Genomic DNA, 19954 nt, shown 5'->3' with positions numbered 1-19954 from the left:
CTTAAATTGACCCTAAATCAAATATTAAGCCTAAGATATAAAGACTAGAAATCGTAAAGTATGGATGCTTTAAGTAAAATTTTTGAAGATATACACCTCAACCAATCTGAGTACCTCTACCTTAAACCTCATGGTGAGTGGGCTTTTCGCTATACTGAACAATCAACCATGATGGCCTATGCGGTACTTCAAGGACAACTCACTATTTGTTTAGATGCTAAACAAATTATTGTTGCTGAAGTCGGAGACTTGATCTTACTCCCTTCGGGGCCAAGTCATGAGTGTCGCTCCTCAACTACCGACCAACTGTTAGAAGTATTCGATATTTCTGACTCATTTGCCCAAAACCAACACAAAGAAGTCTCTTTTGGCAGTGATGCGACACAACAAAAAACTGTGATCTTGGCCTTACATGCACATATGGACCCCATTATGGCGCGTCCTTTAGTACAGGCCTTACCCGCGTTTATTCACCTTCAGCACAAAGATCTCAGCACGGTTCCTGAATGGTTGCAAATTGGACTGCAATTTCTCGCTCTAGAAGTGCAACGCATACGCCCGGGTCGTGACAAAATTTTGGATCATTTGGTAAGTATTTTATTAATTGAATGTGTACGTGATTATATTGATGCGCTGCAAGACTCGAACAATTGGCTGAGTGCTTTGTCTCACACTGAACTCTCCAATGCACTTGCAAAAATTCATGCGGAACCCGCACAGCCTTGGACCGTTGAGTCCCTTGCAGAACAGTGTTGTATGTCACGTTCTAAATTTGCCACATTGTTTAGCCAAATTTTAGGTACTAGCCCTTTGGCTTATTTGCAACAACACCGTCTGCGTTTAGCCGCCCAATACCTGCGTAATGGACAAGGTAGCATTCAGCAAATAGCACATAGGGTCGGATACAACTCAGAAACGGCTTTTAGCCAAAGCTTTAAACGACAGTATCAAATGAGCCCAAGCCAATATAGAAATAATCCAAACCCAACTTAAAGTGCCCGTCCTTAATGGTTTAATAGCAATCTTCTCTAAGCTTATGTCTTTGTCCATCAAGATAAATACCCTGAACTTGCAGACAAAGATTAGCATCTTGTGAAAATCACACTATAATATCCCGCATCCTTGCTAGAGATGGCTTCAAACCACTGCTTGTTTGTTCTTTTTCGCTCTAGCCACACTTTTTTAAGTCCAATTTCCATCCGTGATTCGGCTTATTTTTCAATATTTTATCTCTTGTATGTCCATGCTGACATATAAGAAAATTTAGGTGCCAGCATGGAAATCAAGGTTAATTATCTCGATAATCTTCGCCAAGAAGCGAAGTTCGATGATTTTACAGTCATTGCCGATCAACCGATTCGCTACAAAGGTGATGGCTCTGCACCCGGTCCATTTGACTACTTTTTAGCATCTTCTGCGCTTTGTGCAGCTTACTTTGTCAAAGTGTATTGTTTGGCACGTGACATTCCAACCGACAACATTCGTTTGTCACAAAACAACATTGTTGACCCTGAAAACCGCTATAAACAAATCTTCAAAATTCAAGTTGAGCTACCAGCGGATATTTCAGAAAAAGATCGCCAAGGTATTTTGCGCTCTATCGACCGTTGTACTGTTAAAAAAGTGATTCAAACAGGTCCTGAGTTTATTATTGAAGAAGTAGAAAGCATTGATGCCGATGCACAAGCCCTACTTATTCCAAGCCTTGCTTCTGAAACCAGCACCATCATTGCAGGTAAGGATCTGCCTTTAGAAGAAACCATTGCCAATATGTCAGGTATTTTGGCTGGTCTAGGCATGAAAATTGAGATTGCTTCTTGGCGTAACATTGTACCAAATGTGTGGTCTTTACATATTCGTGATGCTCAATCGCCAATGTGTTTTACCAACGGTAAAGGGTCAAGCAAAGAAAGTGCTTTAGCTTCTGCGCTGGGTGAGTTCATTGAACGTCTGAACTGTAACTTCTTCTATAACGACCAGTTCTGGGGTGAAGACATTGCCAATGCCGAGTTTGTGCATTATCCAGATGAAAAATGGTTCATGCCAGGTCCAAATGGTGAAATGCCTGAAGGTGTACTGGATGAGTACACCCTTGAAATTTATGACCCTGAAGAAGAACTGCTAGGTACGCATTTATACGACACCAACTCAGGGAAAACTGAGCGCGGTATTTGCGCTTTACCTTTTGTTCGCCAGTCTGATGCTGAGGTGGTTTACTTCCCATCAAACTTGATTGAAAACTTGTACCTTAGTAACGGCATGAGTGCAGGAAACACCTTAGCTGAGGCACAAGTACAGTGCTTATCTGAAATTTTTGAGCGTGCGGTAAAACGTGAAATTTTGGAAGGTGAACTGACCCTGCCAGATGTACCTCAAGAGGTTTTAGCGAAATATCCTAGCATTTTAGCGGGCATCCAAGGTTTAGAAGAGCAAGGTTTCCCTGTACTGGTGAAGGATGCTTCTCTAGGCGGTCAATACCCTGTAATGTGTGTGACGTTAATGAACCCGCGTACAGGTGGTGTATTCGCCTCTTTCGGCGCACACCCAAGCTTTGAAGTTGCGCTTGAGCGCAGCTTAACTGAGCTACTTCAAGGCCGTAGCTTTGAAGGTCTGAACGACTTACCTCGCCCAACATTTAGCTCAAATGCGGTCACTGAACCCAATAACTTTGTTGAGCACTTCATTGACTCAAGTGGTGTGGTGTCATGGCGTTTCTTTAGTGCCAAATCGGACTATGACTTTGTCGAGTGGGACTTTACCAATCAAGGCCAAAACTCAAATGCTGATGAAGCTGATGCACTGTTCGGTATTTTGGAAAATATGGGCAAAGAAGTCTATATGGCCATTTACCAACATTTAGGTGCCACGGCGTGCCGTATCTTGGTACCGGGTTACTCAGAAATTTACTTGGTTGAAGACTTGGTTTGGGACAACACCAACAAAGCACTGCTTTATCGTGAAGATATCCTCAACTTACACCGTTTAGACGACGATCAGCTCGAAGTACTGGTTGAACGTTTAGAAGAATGTGAGCTAGACGACTATACTGAAATCAAGACTTTGATCGGGATTGAGTTTGATGACAATACCGAATGGGGTCAATTGACTCTGCTTGAACTTAAACTACTCATCTATCTTGCATTAGAGCAGTTTGAGGAAGCTAAAGACTTGGTTGAAGCATTCTTACAATACAACACCAACACCGTTGAACGTGGTCTGTTCTACCAGTGTATGAATGTCGTGCTCGAAGTAATGCTGGATGACGACATGGAACTGGAAGAATATGAAGCCAACTTCCGCCGTATGTTCGGTGATGAACGTATGGATGCGGTAATAGGCACAGTTGAAGGTCGTATTCGTTTCTATGGTTTAACAGAAACCAGTATGAAGCTTGAAGGTTTAGACCGTCACTTACGTTTAATCGACAGTTATAAAAAGTTACACGCTGCACGTGCCAAGGCTGTTGGACTAAAACCTTAAAATAAAAAGAAACAACCCAAATACGTTTGGGTTGTTTCTCACTGCACTATCACGATGTCTTAAAGAGAATTAATCTAAAATATTTAAAATCGCCTCAACAGGGTTTTCACTATTACCTGCAAGTAACTGTTTATGCATGGTAATGTGCTGCATAGCCTGAATCTGTGCGGTTTCAATATTCATTAATTTTTCAATTTCAGCCGCCAATTTCTCAGCTGTTGCATCTTTTTGAATTAATTCTTGTATCACTTTCTTGCCCGCAATAATATTCGGCAATGAATAATATTGAATCTTGATCAAGAATTTCACCACATGATAGGTGAGCCAGTTCAACTTATAGAAGGTCACCATTGGTCGGTGTAACAGCATAGCTTCTAAAGTTGCTGTACCTGAAGCCAAAGCTACAATATTAGCGGCATTCATAACTTGGCGGCCAATCTTCGACTCGGTGCCTGAGTTTTCAAGCAAGTCAATTTGATCGACCAATGCTTTTGGATACTGAGTAAGCAAAGCTTCGATTTGTTGCTTACGTGCATCATTGATTGCTGGTATCACAAAGCGATAGTTTGGATATTTGGCGTAGAGCAATTTTGCAGCATCTAAAACCAGTGGACCGAGCTTTTCAATTTCACCACGTCGGCTTCCCGGCAATAAGGCAATATGCTTTTGGGTCAGATCTAAACCCAGTTCTTCTTTGGCTTGTAAAATTGGGTTTTCCAAAGGCAATTGGCTCGCCAAGGGGTGTCCTACAAACGCAGCAGGAACATCCCATTTTTTATAAAATGCTTTTTCAAACGGAAATAAACACAATACCAAATCAATTGAAGCTTTGATGCCATGAACCCGTCCCTGACGCCATGCCCAAACGGAAGGACTAACATACTGCACGGTTTTTATTGGCAATTGTTTTTGTTTTAAACTTTTTGAAAGGCGCAGATTAAAGTCTGGCGCATCGATGCCAATAAATACATCGACAGGATGGGCTGTCCACTTCTCTACCAGTCCATCACGTACAGCAAAAAGCTTTTTAATGTCTTTAAGAACCTCAACCAGCCCCATGACAGACAAAATATCCATCGGATAAAAGCTCTTGAAACCCTCTGCAATCATTTGCGGGCCACCAATACCCTCAAATTCTGCATCAATTCCTTGCTCACGAAAACTGCGAATAAGTTTAGCACCTAAAGTATCACCTGATACTTCACCCACTACGATTCCAATTTTAAGTTTCCGATTTTGCAAAGCATTATTCCTTATTTCTCAACCCATGCATCATAACATAGCGTCTTTTGGGATGGGTATTGGTCGAGTCTTTCTATTTTATGGTCTAGATATAAAATGAGTGACCTATTTGATTCATATGAAGAGCACAAAAAAAGTCGAGTTAATTTCAATTTTCGATCATTTAAATATTGCATAAGATGCCTATTAGAACATAAAATTACTGAGAATCATTATCGTTAATTCAGATGTACTCTGTTGCTCAACTCACGCTGCTTAATCCCAGTATTTGGGCTACGTAGATTGCTCATACGCATAATAGAAATGATTGTGTTTTGCTTAAATATTAAATTTAGGTTCAATGCTTAGTGAGTACAACGTTAAGCCCCCTTTATGACTTCATTCATGTGATCTTTATGTCCCTAAGTCAGCTTAAATACCCTATAGCCGTTATGTTCCGGTTTTTGATCGCATTTGGCTTAGGCTATTTATGTACATTCATGTTATCAGAACTGCTTACCCTTAGTTTTTACCCTCACTTAGCTAAAGCAGAATCCATTTATTTGGCGGCTTTTCTATCTCTTATTTTCTTTATCATTTTTGTCATTTTGAGCTTTTGTGTTCAATCCCTGAAAAAGTTAAGCGCTTCAACTATTTCTCTTTCCCTTTGCTTTTTTCTATTGCTGAAGTTCGTAGGTTAAACCATGCAAAAATCTGTTCGCCAGTCAATGGCATGGCTACACTCTTGGCTTGGACTAACACTGGGATGGTTATTATTTGCCATTTTTTTAACAGGTGCTGCGACCTATTACCGTCATGAAATAAATTTGTGGATGCAACCTCAATTTGCCACCATGCAAGTCAAACAAGACACTGCGATGAAATCGGCATATCAATACTTACAAAAAAATGCCGCAGATGCGCAAAGTTGGTATATCGACGTAGCTAGTCCTAGTTCACCTGTTAATAAAATCTACTGGCAAAAGGCCGATGGTGGCTACGAAAATAAGACTTTGGATGCGAACACAGGTAAAGAAGTCACCTTGTCAGCAACCCAAGGAGGTGAGTTTTTCTATGGCTTTCACTATCAGCTGTATGGTGTGCCCTATTTTATCGGTAGGCTATTAGTCACGATTGCGGCCTTCTTAATGTTGATCATCCTCATTTCAGGCGTCATCACACACAAAAAGATATTCACCGAATTCTTTACCCTAAGAGCCTTCAAGGGGCAACGCTCGTATCTAGACTTTCACAATGTCACCTCTGTCATTGCTTTGCCCTTTTTCCTGACCATTACATTCACTGGTTTAGCCATTTTCTTTTATCTCATTCTTCCCAATGGCATGAAGAAACTCTATCCAGAGCAACCGTTCCAGTATTTTGATGAAATTAGAAATATTAGTATCAGCTCTGAGGCTAAACCGACACCTGCTACGATGCGACCAATTGAATACTTCATACAACAATCTGAGCAGCGTTGGGGTAAAACAGAAATTGACAATATTACGGTCAAACACCCCAATACCAATATCGCTCAGGTGAACTTGGTTGAGTCAACTGACCGAAGCATCACACGAAACAAAGCCCAACTCAGCTTTAACGGCGAATCTGGTGCCCTGCTTGGAGACACTCGAAATAAGAGTGCAATTGCCACGCTCAATAATGGAGTCTATGGTTTACATATGGCACACTTTGCGCAGCCCTTATTACGCTTTTCGTTATTCTTCTCAGGGCTTTTAGGGTGTGCCATGATTGCGTCTGGGCTTTTACTCTGGAGCTTAAAACGTCAGCTACAAAATAAAAAACAAAGTTTCCACTTTGGACATTATGTGGTTAACCGCCTAAATACGGCTGCCATCATTGGCTTGCCGATTGCTATGCTCAGTTATCTTTGTGCAAACCGTTTACTTCAGTTAGAAGCTGGTCAACCCAACTACGAAATTTACGCATTTTTCGGCACTTGGTTACTTAGTTTAGTCATTGCATTGCTCACTCCACAGCAACACCTTTGGAAAACTCAATTGAAGGTCTTCATTTTACTGGCTGTATCTTTGCCTATTTTCAATCTTTACTATTTAATCAGCCACCAATATGTACATGACTTACATGAATATTGGTTATTCTTGCGAGTTGATCTTATGATCATCATCCTTGCGATATTGGCTATTTTTTTACATCAAAAAATCCAGCCCATTCAACAAAAAGCAGTACAAAAAATTCAGAAAAAATATGCCAATACTGCAGTTCAGGAGCCCAATTCATGATCTACTTGATTGCAGGACTTCTCATCACTTTCGCGTGCTATGTATTATTTCTGGTGAGCGATAAGCAACGTCCAAAAACTCAAAAGTCACGTTGGGCCAAGTGTGCAGAACATTATCAAATCTGCCGATATCTGGCTTTTGGTGTACTGGCCGCGACATTAATTTTATTGATTCAATTCACGGGCCGCGGTGTGGGAAGTGTCAGTTTATTTGTATTTGCAACCCCGATACTTTTTATACTGATTCTGAACATCAACGATTTAAAACCAAAAAAAACTCAATCCAAATAATCACTTACATTTCAACTCACATGCCTTTATATTTGGTTCATGAGCCAAATAAAAAGGTGTGTAAATATATGAACCAGAACCATTGCAACAGAATTTTAGAGCCTAATCAAAATCATTTAAGTTGAAGCATCGTGATTTTTTAGTTATAACACGCTCAATAATAAGCACTTTTAAACCTTTTTTCACGGGACAAACATTGCACTCAGCTTTAGATTGGTTACAACAAGAAATCATCACCCCCTTTCAACAGCTCTGCAGTTGGTCGAAGCATCATTTTGGCTGGACACTTTTTATTTCCCTCATTTTCAATTTGCTTGTATTTATTTGTTTCCCAAGCAGCTGGATCCCCACTCAGATTCAGAGTAAAACCTTTGATGAAATCACCGTTGAAGTTGGTAAAGGACGAATCAGCACGTTGAAATTTAAACAACAGCATCATTTATGGATCGCAAACTGCGCATTGATGGGAGAACCTGTTCAAACACTATGTGACCAGTCATCACATCGTCACCAATTTACGGCAAAGCAGGTCGAGGTTTACTATTTGGAGCGCATTTTTTGGAATCTAAAAAACACCAAAAAGGAGGTGTTTATTCAACAGATCACATTAGCTAATCCATGTCAGCAGCACTTAGATATGGCCTATAGCTCGACCGCAGCGGATTTTGAGCAATGGAAAAAGCATCAGCTAGCCCCTCTTTATGTTCTACGAACACTCATAAGTCTCAATCTATGGTGGTTGCTGACAATTGCAGGCTTAAAAATAAAAGCACGGATACAGCTCAAATAATAACTCCTATATCTCTTTTTAGAATAAGTAAATCAACAATCAAGACAACGACTTATATGAAAACGTCATAAGATATGCACGTTTTTTGATATTTTGGCATATAACAATGTTTGGTCCACTCGAATTTATTCTCGCAGGTGTTTTAGTCGGTTTTTGTGTGGGAATTACTGGTGTGGGTGGCGGTTCTTTAATGACACCGATCCTCATTAGCCTTTTCAGAATTGAACCTCACATTGCCATTGGTACAGACTTGCTCTATGCCGCAATTTCAAAATTCTGTGGTTCATTTGTACATGCCAAAAAGCTAAATATTGTGTGGCCGATTGTGCTTTGGCTTGCAATTGGCAGTATTCCTGCTTCCTTTGCAACACACTGGGTACTCGACAACTATTTGAGCCAATCTACCCACTATAAAGCCGTGCTCACCATGGTTTTAGGCTTCATGTTGACCATTACAGGTTTATCCATTGTCTTCCGTAATCAAATTGAAAAATTTTTCAACAAATTACGTAAAGATGAACTCCCAGACATGACTGAAAACTTAGAAAAAGTTCAGCTTCAAACCAGCAATAAACGTAAGTACATTGTGATGATGGGTGTGGTTCTTGGGGTCTTCGTGACACTATCATCAGTTGGTGCAGGTGCTTTCGGAATCATGGCTTTGGTGATTATGTTCCCCAACCTACCGATGATTCGTATTATTGGTTCTGATGTTGTGCATGCGGTGTTACTTACGTTCGTTGCAGGTATGGGTCATATGACTTCAGGCAACGTCGACTTCCACCTCCTTATGTGGTTATTGGTGGGGTCTATTCCAGCAATTATTATTGGAACACTGATTAGTTCACGCCTTCCTGAAAAAATCATCCGTAAAGTGTTGGGTATTACTCTGTTTGCGCTGGGTGTCAACTTCATGTTGAATCCGATCAAAGTCAAACCAGTGAAGCCAGCTGAAACCGCTCAAGTCATTCAAATTTCAACAGTTAAGAATGCCTCAGTGTAGGCATTCTGATTTAAAATAAACCTAAGATTCATCACTTTTTTTTCAAAGATTCATTCGACTTTTTTATAACCTTTTATCAGCTAAACCGTGTTATATTCAGCTTATAAAGCAACTTAATACGATCGAACCAGTGACGGCAATGAATACTCTACAGTCAAACTCTATTACCCAAAACGACATCGATGACGTGAATTTACAAAGCATTCATCCGCTAGTTACCCCAGCGGAATTAAAAACTGAATTGCCTCTCACTGAGTCTGCATATCAAACTGTACTTCACGGTCGTGAAACGATTCGCAATATTTTAGATGGTAAAGACAAACGCATTTTTGTTGTGATTGGCCCATGTTCAATTCATGACCCAGTTGCTGCTCACGAATACGCAGACCGTTTAAAAGTTTTAAGCGATAAAATTAAAGACTCAATCTATATCGTAATGCGTGTTTATTTTGAAAAACCACGTACCACAGTGGGTTGGAAAGGTCTGATCAATGACCCTGACATGAATGACTCATTCAACATTGAAAAAGGTTTACGCATTGGTCGTAAACTTTTGGTTGAGTTAAATGAAAAAGGCTTGCCATGTGCGACTGAAGCACTCGATCCAAACTCACCACAGTACTACCAAGACTTAATCTCTTGGTCAGCGATTGGTGCACGTACCACTGAAAGCCAAACACACCGTGAAATGTCTTCAGGTTTATCTTCACCTGTAGGTTTCAAAAATGGTACAGACGGCGGTTTAACTGTTGCAACGAATGCAATGCAGTCTGTTAAACATGGACACCACTTCTTAGGCCTAAACAACCAAGGCCAAGTCTCTGTGATTCGTACTTCAGGTAACCCGTATGCACACGTGGTACTTCGTGGTGGTAACGGTAAGCCAAACTACGATGCTGGTTCTGTAGCAGAAGCAGAAGCAGCATTGGCTAAAGCGAAAGTCAGCACCAAAATCATGATTGACACCAGTCATGCAAACTCGAATAAAGACCCGTTCCTTCAACCGCTTGTTCTGAAAAATATTACCGAACAAATTATTGATGGAAATAAATCTATTATCGGCATTATGGTTGAAAGTCACCTGAAAGGTGGTCGTCAGGAAATTCCTGAAAACCTATGCGATCTTGAATACGGCAAGTCAGTAACCGATGGTTGTATTGACTGGGATACCACAGAAAAGGTATTACTAGAGATGCACGAAGCACTCAAAGACGTTTTACCGAACCGTTAAGTTTTTAAAACGCCATCTTCGGATGGCGTTTTTCATTCTAAGATTAAGAAATAATTATGAACGCTATTGAAACACACTTAACCCAAACACTTAATTTTCAATTTATCCACGAGCATTTGTTTACTTCTGGACAACCGACTGCTGAGCAATTACAGCAAATTAAAGAGTATGGTGTAAACACGGTCATCAATCTTGCGCTCAGTAATAGCAATAACTATTTAGCGAATGAAGATCAAATCTGTTTAGAGCTCGGTTTGAACTATATACATGTACCGATTTCATGGGATACACCATCTGATGATCAATGCTTATTGGTCTTAGATATGATTGATCATTTGGTGCAAGAACAAACCATTTGGGTTCATTGTTCAGAAAATTATCGCGTCAGTAGTTTGATGTATTTATATCGTCAATATTATATGAATATCGATATGCCAACCGCACATGAAGCCATGCATCAAATTTGGGAACCGAATGACACATGGACAGGTTTGGCGCATGCTGTTGCCTTACAACTTCAAGGTCGTAAAGCAACACAAGAATTAAAGCTGGCTATGATCAATCCTGATCATTTTGCGTGAGAAATCAGCACTGTAGCTGTAGATAAAATACCTTCCTGACGACCCGTAAAGCCCAGTTTTTCCGTGGTCGTTGCTTTGATGCTAATCTGCGTGATTTCAACATCAAGAACGTCTGCAATGCTTTGGCGCATCGCTAAATTATGCGGTGCCAACTTCGGTCGTTCGCATGCCACAGTAATGTCTGCATTATTTAACTGATAACCACGATCTAGAATGAGCTGATAGACATGTTTGAGTAATACTCGACTGTCTGCTCCTTTAAAGCGAGGATCGGTATCGGGAAAATGCTGACCAATATCCCCTAAAGCCAACGCACCCAATAATGCATCTGTTAAAGCATGCAAAACCACATCACCATCTGAATGTGCTTTTAAGCCGTGTGTATGTGGAATTTGAATACCTGCCAGTGTGACAAATTCACCCTCTTCAAAAGCATGTACATCAAGTCCCTGTCCAATTCGAATATGTGCAACCATGCTCAGTTTCCTTTAAGAAATAAATGATTGAAATCTTGTATTCACGCTTTCTCTTTCGCTATAGTTACAAGCAGCGCAACATAGTGAAAGTATAAGCGATCATGCTGTTGAAAACCGACATAAAACTTATGAAAAAATTTAGTATTTTAGTGTGTCTAAGTTGTCTTTGTACCAGCTTTAGTTATGCTCAAGTCATTGACTGTGATGATCCGACTTCGTCTAGCTTTAAAAAGATCTGTAGCGATCAATTCAAAGACATTCGACAAAAATTAGACACGCAATCAATGACTGCTTTTTTAATCAGTGACGCCCCTCAGCGTTTATTGGTCGATACCCATCAGCTATGGTTAAACCGCCTACAGCAGTGTAAATCCTTAGCATGCTATCAACAGCAGATCGATTTTAGAATTGATGATCTGAACTTCTACACATCATTAAATCAAAGTTTGACGCAACACTATTTAAAGTTTGAACATGGGGCCATTGCCAAACAACCTGTGCACCTACAAGTGCATCAGCTATCCAAAGATAAAATTAAGATCGAAGGCGTTGCATATCGTAGCCCCAATAACCGCATAGAAACCCAAACCATTTCATTTTTGGCCTACACTACACCCGATCAAAAGCAAGACATTACGGATAATGAAAACAACTGCCACTACCAGTTCAACTTTCAAAAAGCCATTCTTTCTGTAAAAAGTGAAAGTAAAGCATGTAATCGTTTTGTCGGTGTTTACCGTATTTATGACTAAGCTGTCAAACAGATCAAAATAATGAACATCGGGAGGCTAAAGTCGTGCAAGTACTCAAGCAATGCTGCAACCTCCTAGAACAAAAAAAATTGACCATTGCTTTTATCGAAAGTGCCAGTTCAGGTTATCTATCCAGTCAGTTTTCGATTTATAAACATAGCGGAGCAGACATTTTACTCGGTGGACTGGTCAGTTATGACCCCAGCATCAAATGTGAAATTTTAAAGATTGATCCTGCACTTATTCAGCAATATACAGCGGAGTCAATTGAAGTCACTGAAGCTATGGCACTTCACGGGCATCGACTATTTCGTCATGCCGATATTATTGTCTCCTGTACAGGGTTGCTCAAACCTGGTGGAAGTGCAACGCCTGAAAAACCAGAAGGCACCTTTTATATTACCATTCATTATCAAAACAGTTTAAGTACTTACCATTATTTACTGCTAGGCAGTGCACTCGAGCGACTTGATCAACTTACGAAAAACGTCGCTCAAATGGTCATTGAACGTATTCAAAATACTTAAATCTTTACACTAAATTTGATTTTTCTACATTTAGAACCCTTAAACTGAACCATAATCAATAAAAATGTGAAGCGCCTCGTGATGATGAAAATAATCCATCCGCTAGTTTTCAGCACCTTACTTTTTTCAAGCCACAGTTTTGCAACTGTAGGTGGACCACAAAATATTGAAGTTTTAGGACTCGACCAAGCTGATCAAAAAATTTATGTGATGCGACATTATTTAGATGGTCGTGGTCGTTTGCCACAATTGTATTATTATCAACTTAACAGCAAAACTCCCTCCAAACTGATTGAAGTAAAATCTTTATATATCAATCCAAAAACTCAAAAAATTGACTATGATCAAGACAGTCAAAAGTTTGACCGTGACATTGCAAAAATAAAAAAACGACTCAAAGCTTTAACGCCAATTCCACCCAAGCAGGTTAAAATTCGAGTCATTAGTAAAAAGACTTCAAAAGAACCCTCTTGGTATGATCCTAAAATCTCCATCCCGAAGTTTAGCTATCAATATCAAGTGAAATACAACAATTTGAAAAGTCCCATACACAAGGCGGTGGACTATAAAAATGGGCTGCGCATTTCACAAAGTTATAAAGTTCCTAATCAACAAAAAGCGTTAGTGACTGCTCAATATCTCGGGATTCCTTTTGAAACAGGTTATAACATTGAAGATCCTGTTTTATTGATGCCTAAAAAATAAAGCCTCAGAAGAGGTAATGACAGTCAGTGAAGAAACTGACTGGGATTTTATTTTTAAATTCATAATGTTATTCGATACACGGAAACGTCATCCGCAACTGTTCGAGGCAAAACTATTTTAAAAAAGTAAGTTTTCTGCGATTAATTAATCAATAAAATGGATTTGGCGAGTTTTGCGGATGACAAATGCTTTTGATTACTTTGGGCTTATCCAAAGTAATAGATGAGCTCCAAGTATATGATTTAAAAATATAAGACTCCGTCGTGCATAACTAAAAAGCTAAGGGCTTTACTTCTAAAACCCTTTACTGACTGGCATTACTCCGAAGAGGCTTTTTTATAATGTATCAGAGCTTCATATTAAGCCGCTGAACGCTCCTCAATCGGCACCACTTTACGCAGTTCAGGCCCCGTATAGTCCGCACTTGGGCGAATGATACGGTTGTCTGCACGTTGTTCCATCACATGAGCAGCCCAACCTGTGACACGGCTCATCACGAAGATTGGTGTGAATAGTTTGGTCGCGATATCCATGAAGTGGTATGCCGATGCATGGAAGAAGTCTGCATTACAGAATAATTTCTTCTCACGCCACATCACTTCTTCACAACGTACTGATACTGGATACAGTACCGTGTCACCGACATCTTTCGCTAAGCGCTCTGACCAAATTTTAATGATGCCATTACGTGGGTCATTGTCTTTGTAGATTGCATGTCCTTCAACTTGGGCAACGTTTGCTTTAAGGAAAAACCATACTGTCCGCTGTCTTTGGCATAACGGCTTTCACTACGTGGAATATAAGATTTGGCATCTAAAGCCGTATCGGTAAGTTTATCGCCCGGCATCACGGTAATGACGATTGGCCCACCGTTTTCTGGCACAAAGTCTGAAATTGCAAAGAATGTCCCACAACCATCGACCACAGACGGTCTAAACTTAAATTGATAGAAACCTTCAAATTTTAAATGTTCATTGATCCCAGCTTCAAAGGAAAACATTTCGGTTGGAATCACACGCTCTCGTGCATCACCACCGGGGCGATTCATCGCAGCATAATCAAAAGCACTGACACTATTGAGTCCATTTTGGAAGAATTGTGACTTGCCCCACTGTAAGGTATGTTTGCCCAGTTTAATATTGGCACTTTGCCCATTATCTAAAGCAAAGTTTTTCCAAACATAGGCATCCCACAGGTCGATGCCCTTAAATTTCGCCAGTCGGGGCCACGCTGAATCATCAAAAGCTTTTAAATCGCCTTCACCTGTTTCATAAGCATGGTCATACCAATACTTCGCACTGACCACTGCACCCTGCTGTTTTCCTTTTAAGTTCAGCTCGGTAAAACCTTTCACCACTTGTGAAATCACATCGCCTTCATTAAAGTTCACGCGACCGTCATCACCATTGATATCAATGCTATGGCCTTCTTTTCCAATATGGTTTGCATCAGGTTTATAGACCAGTGAACTAGACGCCTCTTGGGTACTCCAGTTTGTCCCAAAGCTAAGAACGGTTTTGGTTTCAAGCTTCCATTCCTCATTGAGATCAAAACTCGCTGCTGAAACTTCCGAGATCACTAAAGCAAGGCTTAAACAAAGAACCGTTTTTTTCATCAATGAAATATGATGATTTTGTCTGTTTAAAGACACAAATTGACCGACCATATCATCTCCATATCGATATGATTTATTTTTAAATACTGTGTTTTATTTCCATACAAACGCTAAAAATTACTGGCGATTACACCTTCATATGCCACAAATAACGTTTCACTAAATTCAACATCTTCTCTCCATATCTCTATTTATTCTGTAAAGCCATCCTTTGGCTCGGGATTTAAATTAACTGTTTTAAAATGTTCAAATTTGTCTTTTGGTCATGCAAATTAGTCTTTAGGTCATTTGCATGGATTGAGTTTTCGAGATTGAAATTCAAAGGTGAAGTCTGTCTCTCGACTAGGAAACTTGCTCTATAGACAAAGTATCCAACTGCAAGATCAATTGTTCCGCCTGCGGCCAATCGCCAAAACCTGCTGCTGGGTTCAAATGCCCTACAGCACCTGCATTGACCAACTGACTGCCCCATGTTTCTGCCATTGCTGCAACGGCTTGATACTGCGCTAAATGGTCATTGGTACTCGCCACCACAATGCTTGGAAATGGCAGTTTTTGCGTCGGTAATGGGCTCCATCCTTCGTTTCTAAGAATCTCAGGACTTGGATAATGCTCAGGCCAGCTTTCTGCCAAGTCGGGCGGTGTAACCAGCAACGCCCCTTGGATATCATGCTGATGCAACGCAGCCCAATGCACAGTCATCAACACACCTGCGCTATGTGCCACCAAAATAACCGGCCCTTCAATTTTTTTCAGCTCTGCTTCAATGCGAGCAACGCGGTTTGCACAATTCAATTTGTCCGTTTCTGCTGGCGGGACGGCGCGAACTTTTACGAGTTTCGACTCAAGCAATGTTTGCCAATGTGCAGCAACGTGATCGCGCAAACCCGGAATAATGAGGACCGTTGCCTGTGTAAATATTTTTTCCATGGATACACCTATTTAAGCCTGATGCTTTTTAATCAATGCGGCGCATTGTTGTATCCAACATAGAGGGATGGTCGCCAATTCGATATACATAGGGCGACAATGGCTTATCATTTGATGACAAATCATCAAATCTATAACATTTTAGAATGAGCCTCATAAATAATTTAAATATTTGATTTTAATAATATAAGTAAAACTTTTATTTTAATTTATGCAACACATTGGCTTTGTTGCACAAACCTATCTGTAAAGGGTTTTTCAGCGATATAATTTTCAAATGAAGAAGCCTACACACAAAATCTACCGCACAACCAATTGGCCCGCATATAACCGAGCACTCATGAGTCGCGGAAATATTGCCATTTGGTTTGATCCTGCTACGCAATGGTATGCGCCATCAAAAGGCAAACAAGGGCGAAATCAAACCTACTCCGACGCAGCCATCCAATGCTGCTTAATGATTAAATCCTTATTCCGTCTGTCTTTACGTATGGTCACTGGCTTTGTGCAAAGTCTGATTAAACTTTGCGGATTAAATTGGATAGCTCCAGATTACACCACGCTTTGTAGAAGACAAAAGCATATTGATATTGTAATCAGCTACCAAAAAAGTAGCGATGGGCTGCATCTACTCATGGACTCTACAGGCATGAAGTTTCTAGGTGAGGGCGAATGGAAACGCAAGAAACATGGACCTGAATATCGTCGCCAATGGCGTAAACTTCATATTGGTATAGATGCTAAAACCCTGCAAATACGAGCAGTTCAGCTTACAACCAATAATGTCAGTGATTCACAGGTGCTTGGTGATTTACTTAATCAGATTCCACAAGATGAGCGGATTGACTCTGTTTATACCGATGGAGCTTATGACACCAAGCAATGCCGTCAGGTCATTGCAGATCGGCAAGCGCATGCGGTGATTCCACCTAGAAAAAATGCGAAACCATGGAAAGATACAAAGAGTAGCTCGCTAGAGCGAAATGAATTACTTCGAACAATTAAACGTTTAGGCAGGACACTATGGAAAAAATGGTCAGGCTATCATCGGCGAAGTTTGGTTGAAACTAAGATGCATTGCATCAAATTATTAGGAGATAAACTCAGTGCAAGGAGTTTTGATAGCCAAGTGAATGAGATCCATGCACGTGTAGCAGTCCTTAACAGATTTACGGAATTAGGTCGACCACTTACCCAAGTTACGCCTTAAATTTGGCTCAATTAGGGGCGCTTTGCATTTCAAATCTTTGTGCAACAAAGCCGTTCTATTGCCTGTTTTGGTAAAGGTACAACATGGGTAATACCACATTTCATTGTTTCGGCAGGCTTTATCCAGATTTTTTTCTCAAAGTCAAAATCTTGCCATTTTGCATAGCGCAATTCTTGTGGTCGCGGGAAAAGAATAACGAGTAACTCTAAAGCAATTGCTGTATGCGAATTTCTATAGCTTCGAATAGACTGCACCAACTCAGGCAGTTCCTGAAGACTGACATGCTTCATATTCCCTTTACTACCTTTATCAAGATACTTCAAAATGCCATCCAAAGGGTTCGACTCTATTTGTCCATGAAACTTTGCAAGATCATAGGCATTGCGACAATGTGAAACTAATTTCTCTACACGATTGTAAATACTTTCACTTCTAAGCATATCCTGAAAAAATGTCAGCCATTGTTGAGGTGAAATTTTGGTGAAATCCAATTCACCAAAAACAGATAAGATACGTTTTTCAATTGATTGAGTTTCTTTCTTTATTGTTATTGCAGCCCAAGTTGTTTTCTTAGTATCAAGCCAGTCATACATCAAGCTTTTTAAATTAAGTTGTTGCTCCTCAATCTTTTGCAATTCAATTTCTTTTTTTGTTAATACTTTTTCATTTTGCTGTAACTTAAGAAAAATAGTTGAAGCTTCAAGTTTAGCTGCTACAAGCGATAACTGCGGATAACTTCCAATACTGTGCCATTTCCACTTCCCTGCCTCATCCTTAAAGCGGACTTGCCAAGTTTTTTTCCCTTTTGGTGATACACGAAAATAAAGCCCAGCATCACATGAAATACGATACTCCTTACCCTCAGGTTCAAGATTAAGAAGATGGGTATCTTTGATTTGTTTGATGTTATCTAAAGCGGCTCTTTTCATAGCAAAATCTCTTGTATCCGAGTAATGCAAACAGAGTATCGGATACAAGATTGGATACACAAGAGGGGTAAATAAAGCTGTGCATAACTAAACATAGTTGTGCAAAAAGCAAAAATAAAAAACCCATGAATCATTATAATTCATGGGTTTATATATTAAATCATTGCAAAGCTGTGCATATGATTACAAAAAACTGGTGGGCCCAGACAGACTTGAACTGTCGACCAACGGATTATGAGTCCGTTAACATAGCAATTAAAAATCAACAATCCTCAGATATAAAATCAATACTATCAGATATTTATATAATTTTAAAATTTTATTATTCACTCTTTTTGTTGATTAATATATATTGATTTTGCTTACTACTTGCTTACCAGACGCTTACTAGAATGAAGTTAACAAAACCTGCTATTGATAGAATTGATTGCTCAGACAAAGATAAGCCAACTTTTTTTTGGGATGAGAAAACACCTGGATTTGGTGTTAAAGTTACACCTAAAAATAATAAAAGCTATATTTTCCAAGGGCGTATTGGACTCCAAAATCGCCGTATCAAAATTGGTGACGTTGATGTATGGAAATTAGATGACGCTCGTAAGTATGCACAAGAATTAGCTATTATGTGCCATAAAGGGATTGATCCATTGATCGAGCGCAAGAAAGCTTTAGCTGATAATAAAGAACTGTTAAAACAAGAAAAACGCAAAACTATTAAATTTAAAGATGTATGGTTTGAATACTTAAAAGCAAGACAACCTAATTGGCGACCAAGAAGTTATCAGGATCACATCGAATTATCTAGAGGTGGTTACGATCCTGAAAATAATAGTGTTTATACTAGTCAACCTATTTTTCAACTGTTTGAGTATAAACTTTCTGAATTGACTGCAGGTGTATTTTGCGATTGGCTTGATCACAATGACTTCCGTCCAACAACATCAGCTAAAGCATACCGACTTACACGAGCTTTCCTAAATTGGTGTGAGGAACATGAGGATTATGAAAACTTAGTTCCTCTAAAATCATACAACTCTAAAAAAGTTAAAGATAAAGTCCCTTCTCCCAAAGCCAAAAATGATTGTTTGATGAAACAACATCTAAAACCATGGTTTGAAGAGGTAAATAAGTTAACTAGTAGAAAAATTGCGATTTTTTTAATATGTAGTTTAATCACTGGTTGCCGAAAGAATGAGCTACTTTCATTAAAATGGACTGATGTCGATTTTCGATGGAAAACAGCAAAAGTTAGAGATAAAATTGAAGATGAAGGTCGCCTAATTCCTCTGACGGCATATGTTGAAAGCCTATTTTTAGAACTAAGGAAAAATTCTGATTCTAAATTCATATTTAGCAGTAAGGGTGCTAAATGTGGTCATATTGTCAATCCTTACGATAGCTTAGAGAAAATATGTAAAAAACTAAATATTGAACTTACACCCCATGGATTGAGAAGGTCATATAAAACATTAGCTATATGGGCAAAAATCAATGAAGGATCTTTAGCCCAGATCTCAGGTCATAAACCAAGTGCATTAGTTGAAAGACACTATATCGTACGACCTATGGATATGCTACGAGAAACGCTACAAGAATATGAGGATTGGATTTTGCAACAAGTGCGAAATGGCATTAATTGAAATACCTCGACACGTAATTAGGTCGACCACTTACCTAAGTTACGCCTTAAATTTGGCTTAATTAGGGCGCTTTGCATTTCAAATCATTGTGCAACAAAGCCGTTTCCAAATCATCATTCCTGTATCAGGACATGCTAAGCAGGTTTTAACGGGAAGTTCACTATTTAAAAATGGAACATGAAGAAATTCCCATGGTGCAGTATTAGTATTAATTACAAAAGGTTGTTGATTCATTTTGGCTATCCTATGTTTTTTAACAATATTGGAGATTTGATGCAGCCGAAGTTGAGACTATTCAGCTACCTGATAA

18 protein-coding genes and 2 pseudogenes are annotated in these 19954 nt (G+C 39.6%); 13 read left to right on the top strand and 7 right to left on the bottom strand.

Features of this window, described 5'->3' with window-relative positions:
• Positions 1-60 precede the first annotated feature (60 nt).
• Both AC4MC0_RS07850 and AC4MC0_RS07845 read left to right on the top strand, forming a co-directional pair.
• The gene (locus AC4MC0_RS07850) at positions 61-993 is read left to right on the top strand and encodes a helix-turn-helix transcriptional regulator (protein WP_491887446.1); all 933 of its coding nucleotides are present in this window, start codon (positions 61-63) and stop codon (positions 991-993) included.
• Positions 994-1275: 282 nt separating this feature from the next.
• Positions 1276-3480: an OsmC domain/YcaO domain-containing protein gene (locus AC4MC0_RS07845; RefSeq protein ID WP_279702167.1), complete on the top strand. Its 2205-nt coding sequence runs from the start codon at positions 1276-1278 to the stop codon at positions 3478-3480.
• Between the two features lie 69 nt (positions 3481-3549).
• Here the strand turns inward: AC4MC0_RS07845 and lpxB are convergent, their stop codons facing one another.
• Entirely contained in the window at positions 3550-4722 is a 1173-nt protein-coding gene (gene lpxB, locus AC4MC0_RS07840) for a lipid-A-disaccharide synthase (RefSeq protein ID WP_078425638.1), read from the bottom strand.
• A gap of 683 nt (positions 4723-5405) precedes the next feature.
• Here lpxB and AC4MC0_RS07835 point away from each other — a divergent pair.
• The 6 genes from AC4MC0_RS07835 (at position 5406) to AC4MC0_RS07810 (ending at position 10860) form a co-directional block, all read left to right on the top strand.
• Positions 5406-6965, top strand: coding sequence for a PepSY-associated TM helix domain-containing protein (locus AC4MC0_RS07835; protein ID WP_411935274.1), 1560 nt, complete (start codon positions 5406-5408; stop codon positions 6963-6965).
• Positions 6962-7255: a hypothetical protein gene (locus AC4MC0_RS07830; RefSeq protein WP_411935273.1), complete on the top strand. Its 294-nt coding sequence runs from the start codon at positions 6962-6964 to the stop codon at positions 7253-7255. Before AC4MC0_RS07835 ends, AC4MC0_RS07830 begins: the two co-directional genes overlap by 4 nt.
• Before the next feature lie 196 nt (positions 7256-7451).
• Positions 7452-8045: a hypothetical protein gene (locus AC4MC0_RS07825; protein WP_411935272.1), complete on the top strand. Its 594-nt coding sequence runs from the start codon at positions 7452-7454 to the stop codon at positions 8043-8045.
• Positions 8046-8151: 106 nt separating this feature from the next.
• The gene (locus tag AC4MC0_RS07820) at positions 8152-9048 is read left to right on the top strand and encodes a sulfite exporter TauE/SafE family protein (RefSeq protein ID WP_491887445.1); all 897 of its coding nucleotides are present in this window, start codon (positions 8152-8154) and stop codon (positions 9046-9048) included.
• Between the two features lie 139 nt (positions 9049-9187).
• Entirely contained in the window at positions 9188-10279 is a 1092-nt protein-coding gene (locus AC4MC0_RS07815) for a 3-deoxy-7-phosphoheptulonate synthase (protein ID WP_010326598.1), read from the top strand.
• Positions 10280-10335: 56 nt separating this feature from the next.
• Entirely contained in the window at positions 10336-10860 is a 525-nt protein-coding gene (locus tag AC4MC0_RS07810; protein ID WP_419283186.1) for a protein tyrosine phosphatase family protein, read from the top strand.
• Here the strand turns inward: AC4MC0_RS07810 and ispF are convergent.
• On the bottom strand, positions 10848-11336 hold the full coding sequence (ispF, locus tag AC4MC0_RS07805; protein WP_004979990.1) for a 2-C-methyl-D-erythritol 2,4-cyclodiphosphate synthase: 489 nt from the start codon (positions 11334-11336) through the stop codon (positions 10848-10850). The two genes, AC4MC0_RS07810 and ispF, sit on opposite strands and share 13 nt — an antisense overlap.
• Before the next feature lie 101 nt (positions 11337-11437).
• On the opposite strand from ispF, the gene AC4MC0_RS07800 reads away from it, so the two are divergent.
• The 3 genes from AC4MC0_RS07800 (at position 11438) to AC4MC0_RS07790 (ending at position 13320) form a co-directional block, all read left to right on the top strand.
• Positions 11438-12088 carry an A1S_1983 family putative colistin resistance protein gene (locus AC4MC0_RS07800; RefSeq protein WP_039889644.1) on the top strand — a complete coding sequence of 217 codons (651 nt, stop codon included), beginning with the start codon at positions 11438-11440 and terminating at the stop codon, positions 12086-12088.
• A 44-nt stretch (positions 12089-12132) separates the two neighbouring features.
• The gene (locus tag AC4MC0_RS07795) at positions 12133-12615 is read left to right on the top strand and encodes a CinA family protein (RefSeq protein WP_039889870.1); all 483 of its coding nucleotides are present in this window, start codon (positions 12133-12135) and stop codon (positions 12613-12615) included.
• A gap of 78 nt (positions 12616-12693) precedes the next feature.
• The gene (locus AC4MC0_RS07790) at positions 12694-13320 is read left to right on the top strand and encodes an aminotransferase (RefSeq protein WP_419283184.1); all 627 of its coding nucleotides are present in this window, start codon (positions 12694-12696) and stop codon (positions 13318-13320) included.
• Positions 13321-13679: 359 nt separating this feature from the next.
• On the opposite strand, the pseudogene AC4MC0_RS07785 reads toward AC4MC0_RS07790, so the two are convergent.
• The 3 genes and pseudogenes from AC4MC0_RS07785 to AC4MC0_RS07775 all read right to left on the bottom strand — a co-directional run.
• Positions 13680-14039: pseudogene (locus tag AC4MC0_RS07785) on the bottom strand (citrate/2-methylcitrate synthase); the annotation flags it as partial.
• A pseudogene (locus AC4MC0_RS07780) lies at positions 14030-14986 on the bottom strand (DUF1302 domain-containing protein); the annotation flags it as partial. The pseudogenes AC4MC0_RS07780 and AC4MC0_RS07785, both read right to left, overlap by 10 nt.
• 291 nt (positions 14987-15277) lie before the next feature.
• Entirely contained in the window at positions 15278-15865 is a 588-nt protein-coding gene (locus AC4MC0_RS07775) for an RBBP9/YdeN family alpha/beta hydrolase (RefSeq protein ID WP_491887444.1), read from the bottom strand.
• 277 nt (positions 15866-16142) lie between these two features.
• On the opposite strand from AC4MC0_RS07775, the gene AC4MC0_RS07770 reads away from it, so the two are divergent.
• Positions 16143-17075 (top strand): IS5-like element ISAba12 family transposase, encoded by a 933-nt coding sequence (locus AC4MC0_RS07770; protein WP_053579251.1) that lies wholly within the window; start codon positions 16143-16145, stop codon positions 17073-17075.
• Positions 17076-17104: 29 nt separating this feature from the next.
• On the opposite strand, the gene AC4MC0_RS07765 is transcribed toward AC4MC0_RS07770, so the two are convergent.
• Positions 17105-18004 carry a tyrosine-type recombinase/integrase gene (locus tag AC4MC0_RS07765; protein WP_491887443.1) on the bottom strand — a complete coding sequence of 300 codons (900 nt, stop codon included), beginning with the start codon at positions 18002-18004 and terminating at the stop codon, positions 17105-17107.
• Between the two features lie 392 nt (positions 18005-18396).
• Here AC4MC0_RS07765 and AC4MC0_RS07760 point away from each other — a divergent pair, with 392 nt between their 5' ends.
• Entirely contained in the window at positions 18397-19644 is a 1248-nt protein-coding gene (locus tag AC4MC0_RS07760) for a tyrosine-type recombinase/integrase (RefSeq protein ID WP_004638774.1), read from the top strand.
• Positions 19645-19722: 78 nt separating this feature from the next.
• On the opposite strand, the gene AC4MC0_RS07755 is transcribed toward AC4MC0_RS07760, so the two are convergent.
• Complete coding sequence (locus AC4MC0_RS07755; protein ID WP_228128199.1) at positions 19723-19878, bottom strand: hypothetical protein; 156 nt, start codon at positions 19876-19878, stop codon at positions 19723-19725.
• Between the last annotated feature and the right edge of the window lie 76 nt (positions 19879-19954).

This window comes from Acinetobacter sp. CAU_H_S139_7 (assembly GCF_058599305.1).
The sequence above is the reverse complement of the archived record's forward strand: the minus strand, read 5'-3'. Positions and strand labels throughout refer to the sequence as shown.

Bases quoted from the DNA above. Each gene is read 5' to 3' on its own strand.
- AC4MC0_RS07800 (WP_039889644.1), top strand. From the start codon at position 11,438: ATGCTGTTGAAAACCGACATAAAACTTATGAAAAAATTTAGTATTTTA.
- AC4MC0_RS07850 (WP_491887446.1), top strand. From the start codon at position 61: ATGGATGCTTTAAGTAAAATTTTTGAAGATATACACCTCAACCAATCT.
- ispF (WP_004979990.1), bottom strand. From the start codon at position 11,336: ATGGTTGCACATATTCGAATTGGACAGGGACTTGATGTACATGCTTTT.
- AC4MC0_RS07820 (WP_491887445.1), top strand. From the start codon at position 8,152: ATGTTTGGTCCACTCGAATTTATTCTCGCAGGTGTTTTAGTCGGTTTT.
- AC4MC0_RS07830 (WP_411935273.1), top strand. From the start codon at position 6,962: ATGATCTACTTGATTGCAGGACTTCTCATCACTTTCGCGTGCTATGTA.
- AC4MC0_RS07775 (WP_491887444.1), bottom strand. From the start codon at position 15,865: ATGGAAAAAATATTTACACAGGCAACGGTCCTCATTATTCCGGGTTTG.
- AC4MC0_RS07770 (WP_053579251.1), top strand. From the start codon at position 16,143: ATGAAGAAGCCTACACACAAAATCTACCGCACAACCAATTGGCCCGCA.
- AC4MC0_RS07845 (WP_279702167.1), top strand. From the start codon at position 1,276: ATGGAAATCAAGGTTAATTATCTCGATAATCTTCGCCAAGAAGCGAAG.
- AC4MC0_RS07810 (WP_419283186.1), top strand. From the start codon at position 10,336: ATGAACGCTATTGAAACACACTTAACCCAAACACTTAATTTTCAATTT.
- AC4MC0_RS07815 (WP_010326598.1), top strand. From the start codon at position 9,188: ATGAATACTCTACAGTCAAACTCTATTACCCAAAACGACATCGATGAC.
- AC4MC0_RS07765 (WP_491887443.1), bottom strand. From the start codon at position 18,004: ATGAAAAGAGCCGCTTTAGATAACATCAAACAAATCAAAGATACCCAT.
- AC4MC0_RS07835 (WP_411935274.1), top strand. From the start codon at position 5,406: ATGCAAAAATCTGTTCGCCAGTCAATGGCATGGCTACACTCTTGGCTT.
- AC4MC0_RS07760 (WP_004638774.1), top strand. From the start codon at position 18,397: ATGAAGTTAACAAAACCTGCTATTGATAGAATTGATTGCTCAGACAAA.
- AC4MC0_RS07755 (WP_228128199.1), bottom strand. From the start codon at position 19,878: ATGAATCAACAACCTTTTGTAATTAATACTAATACTGCACCATGGGAA.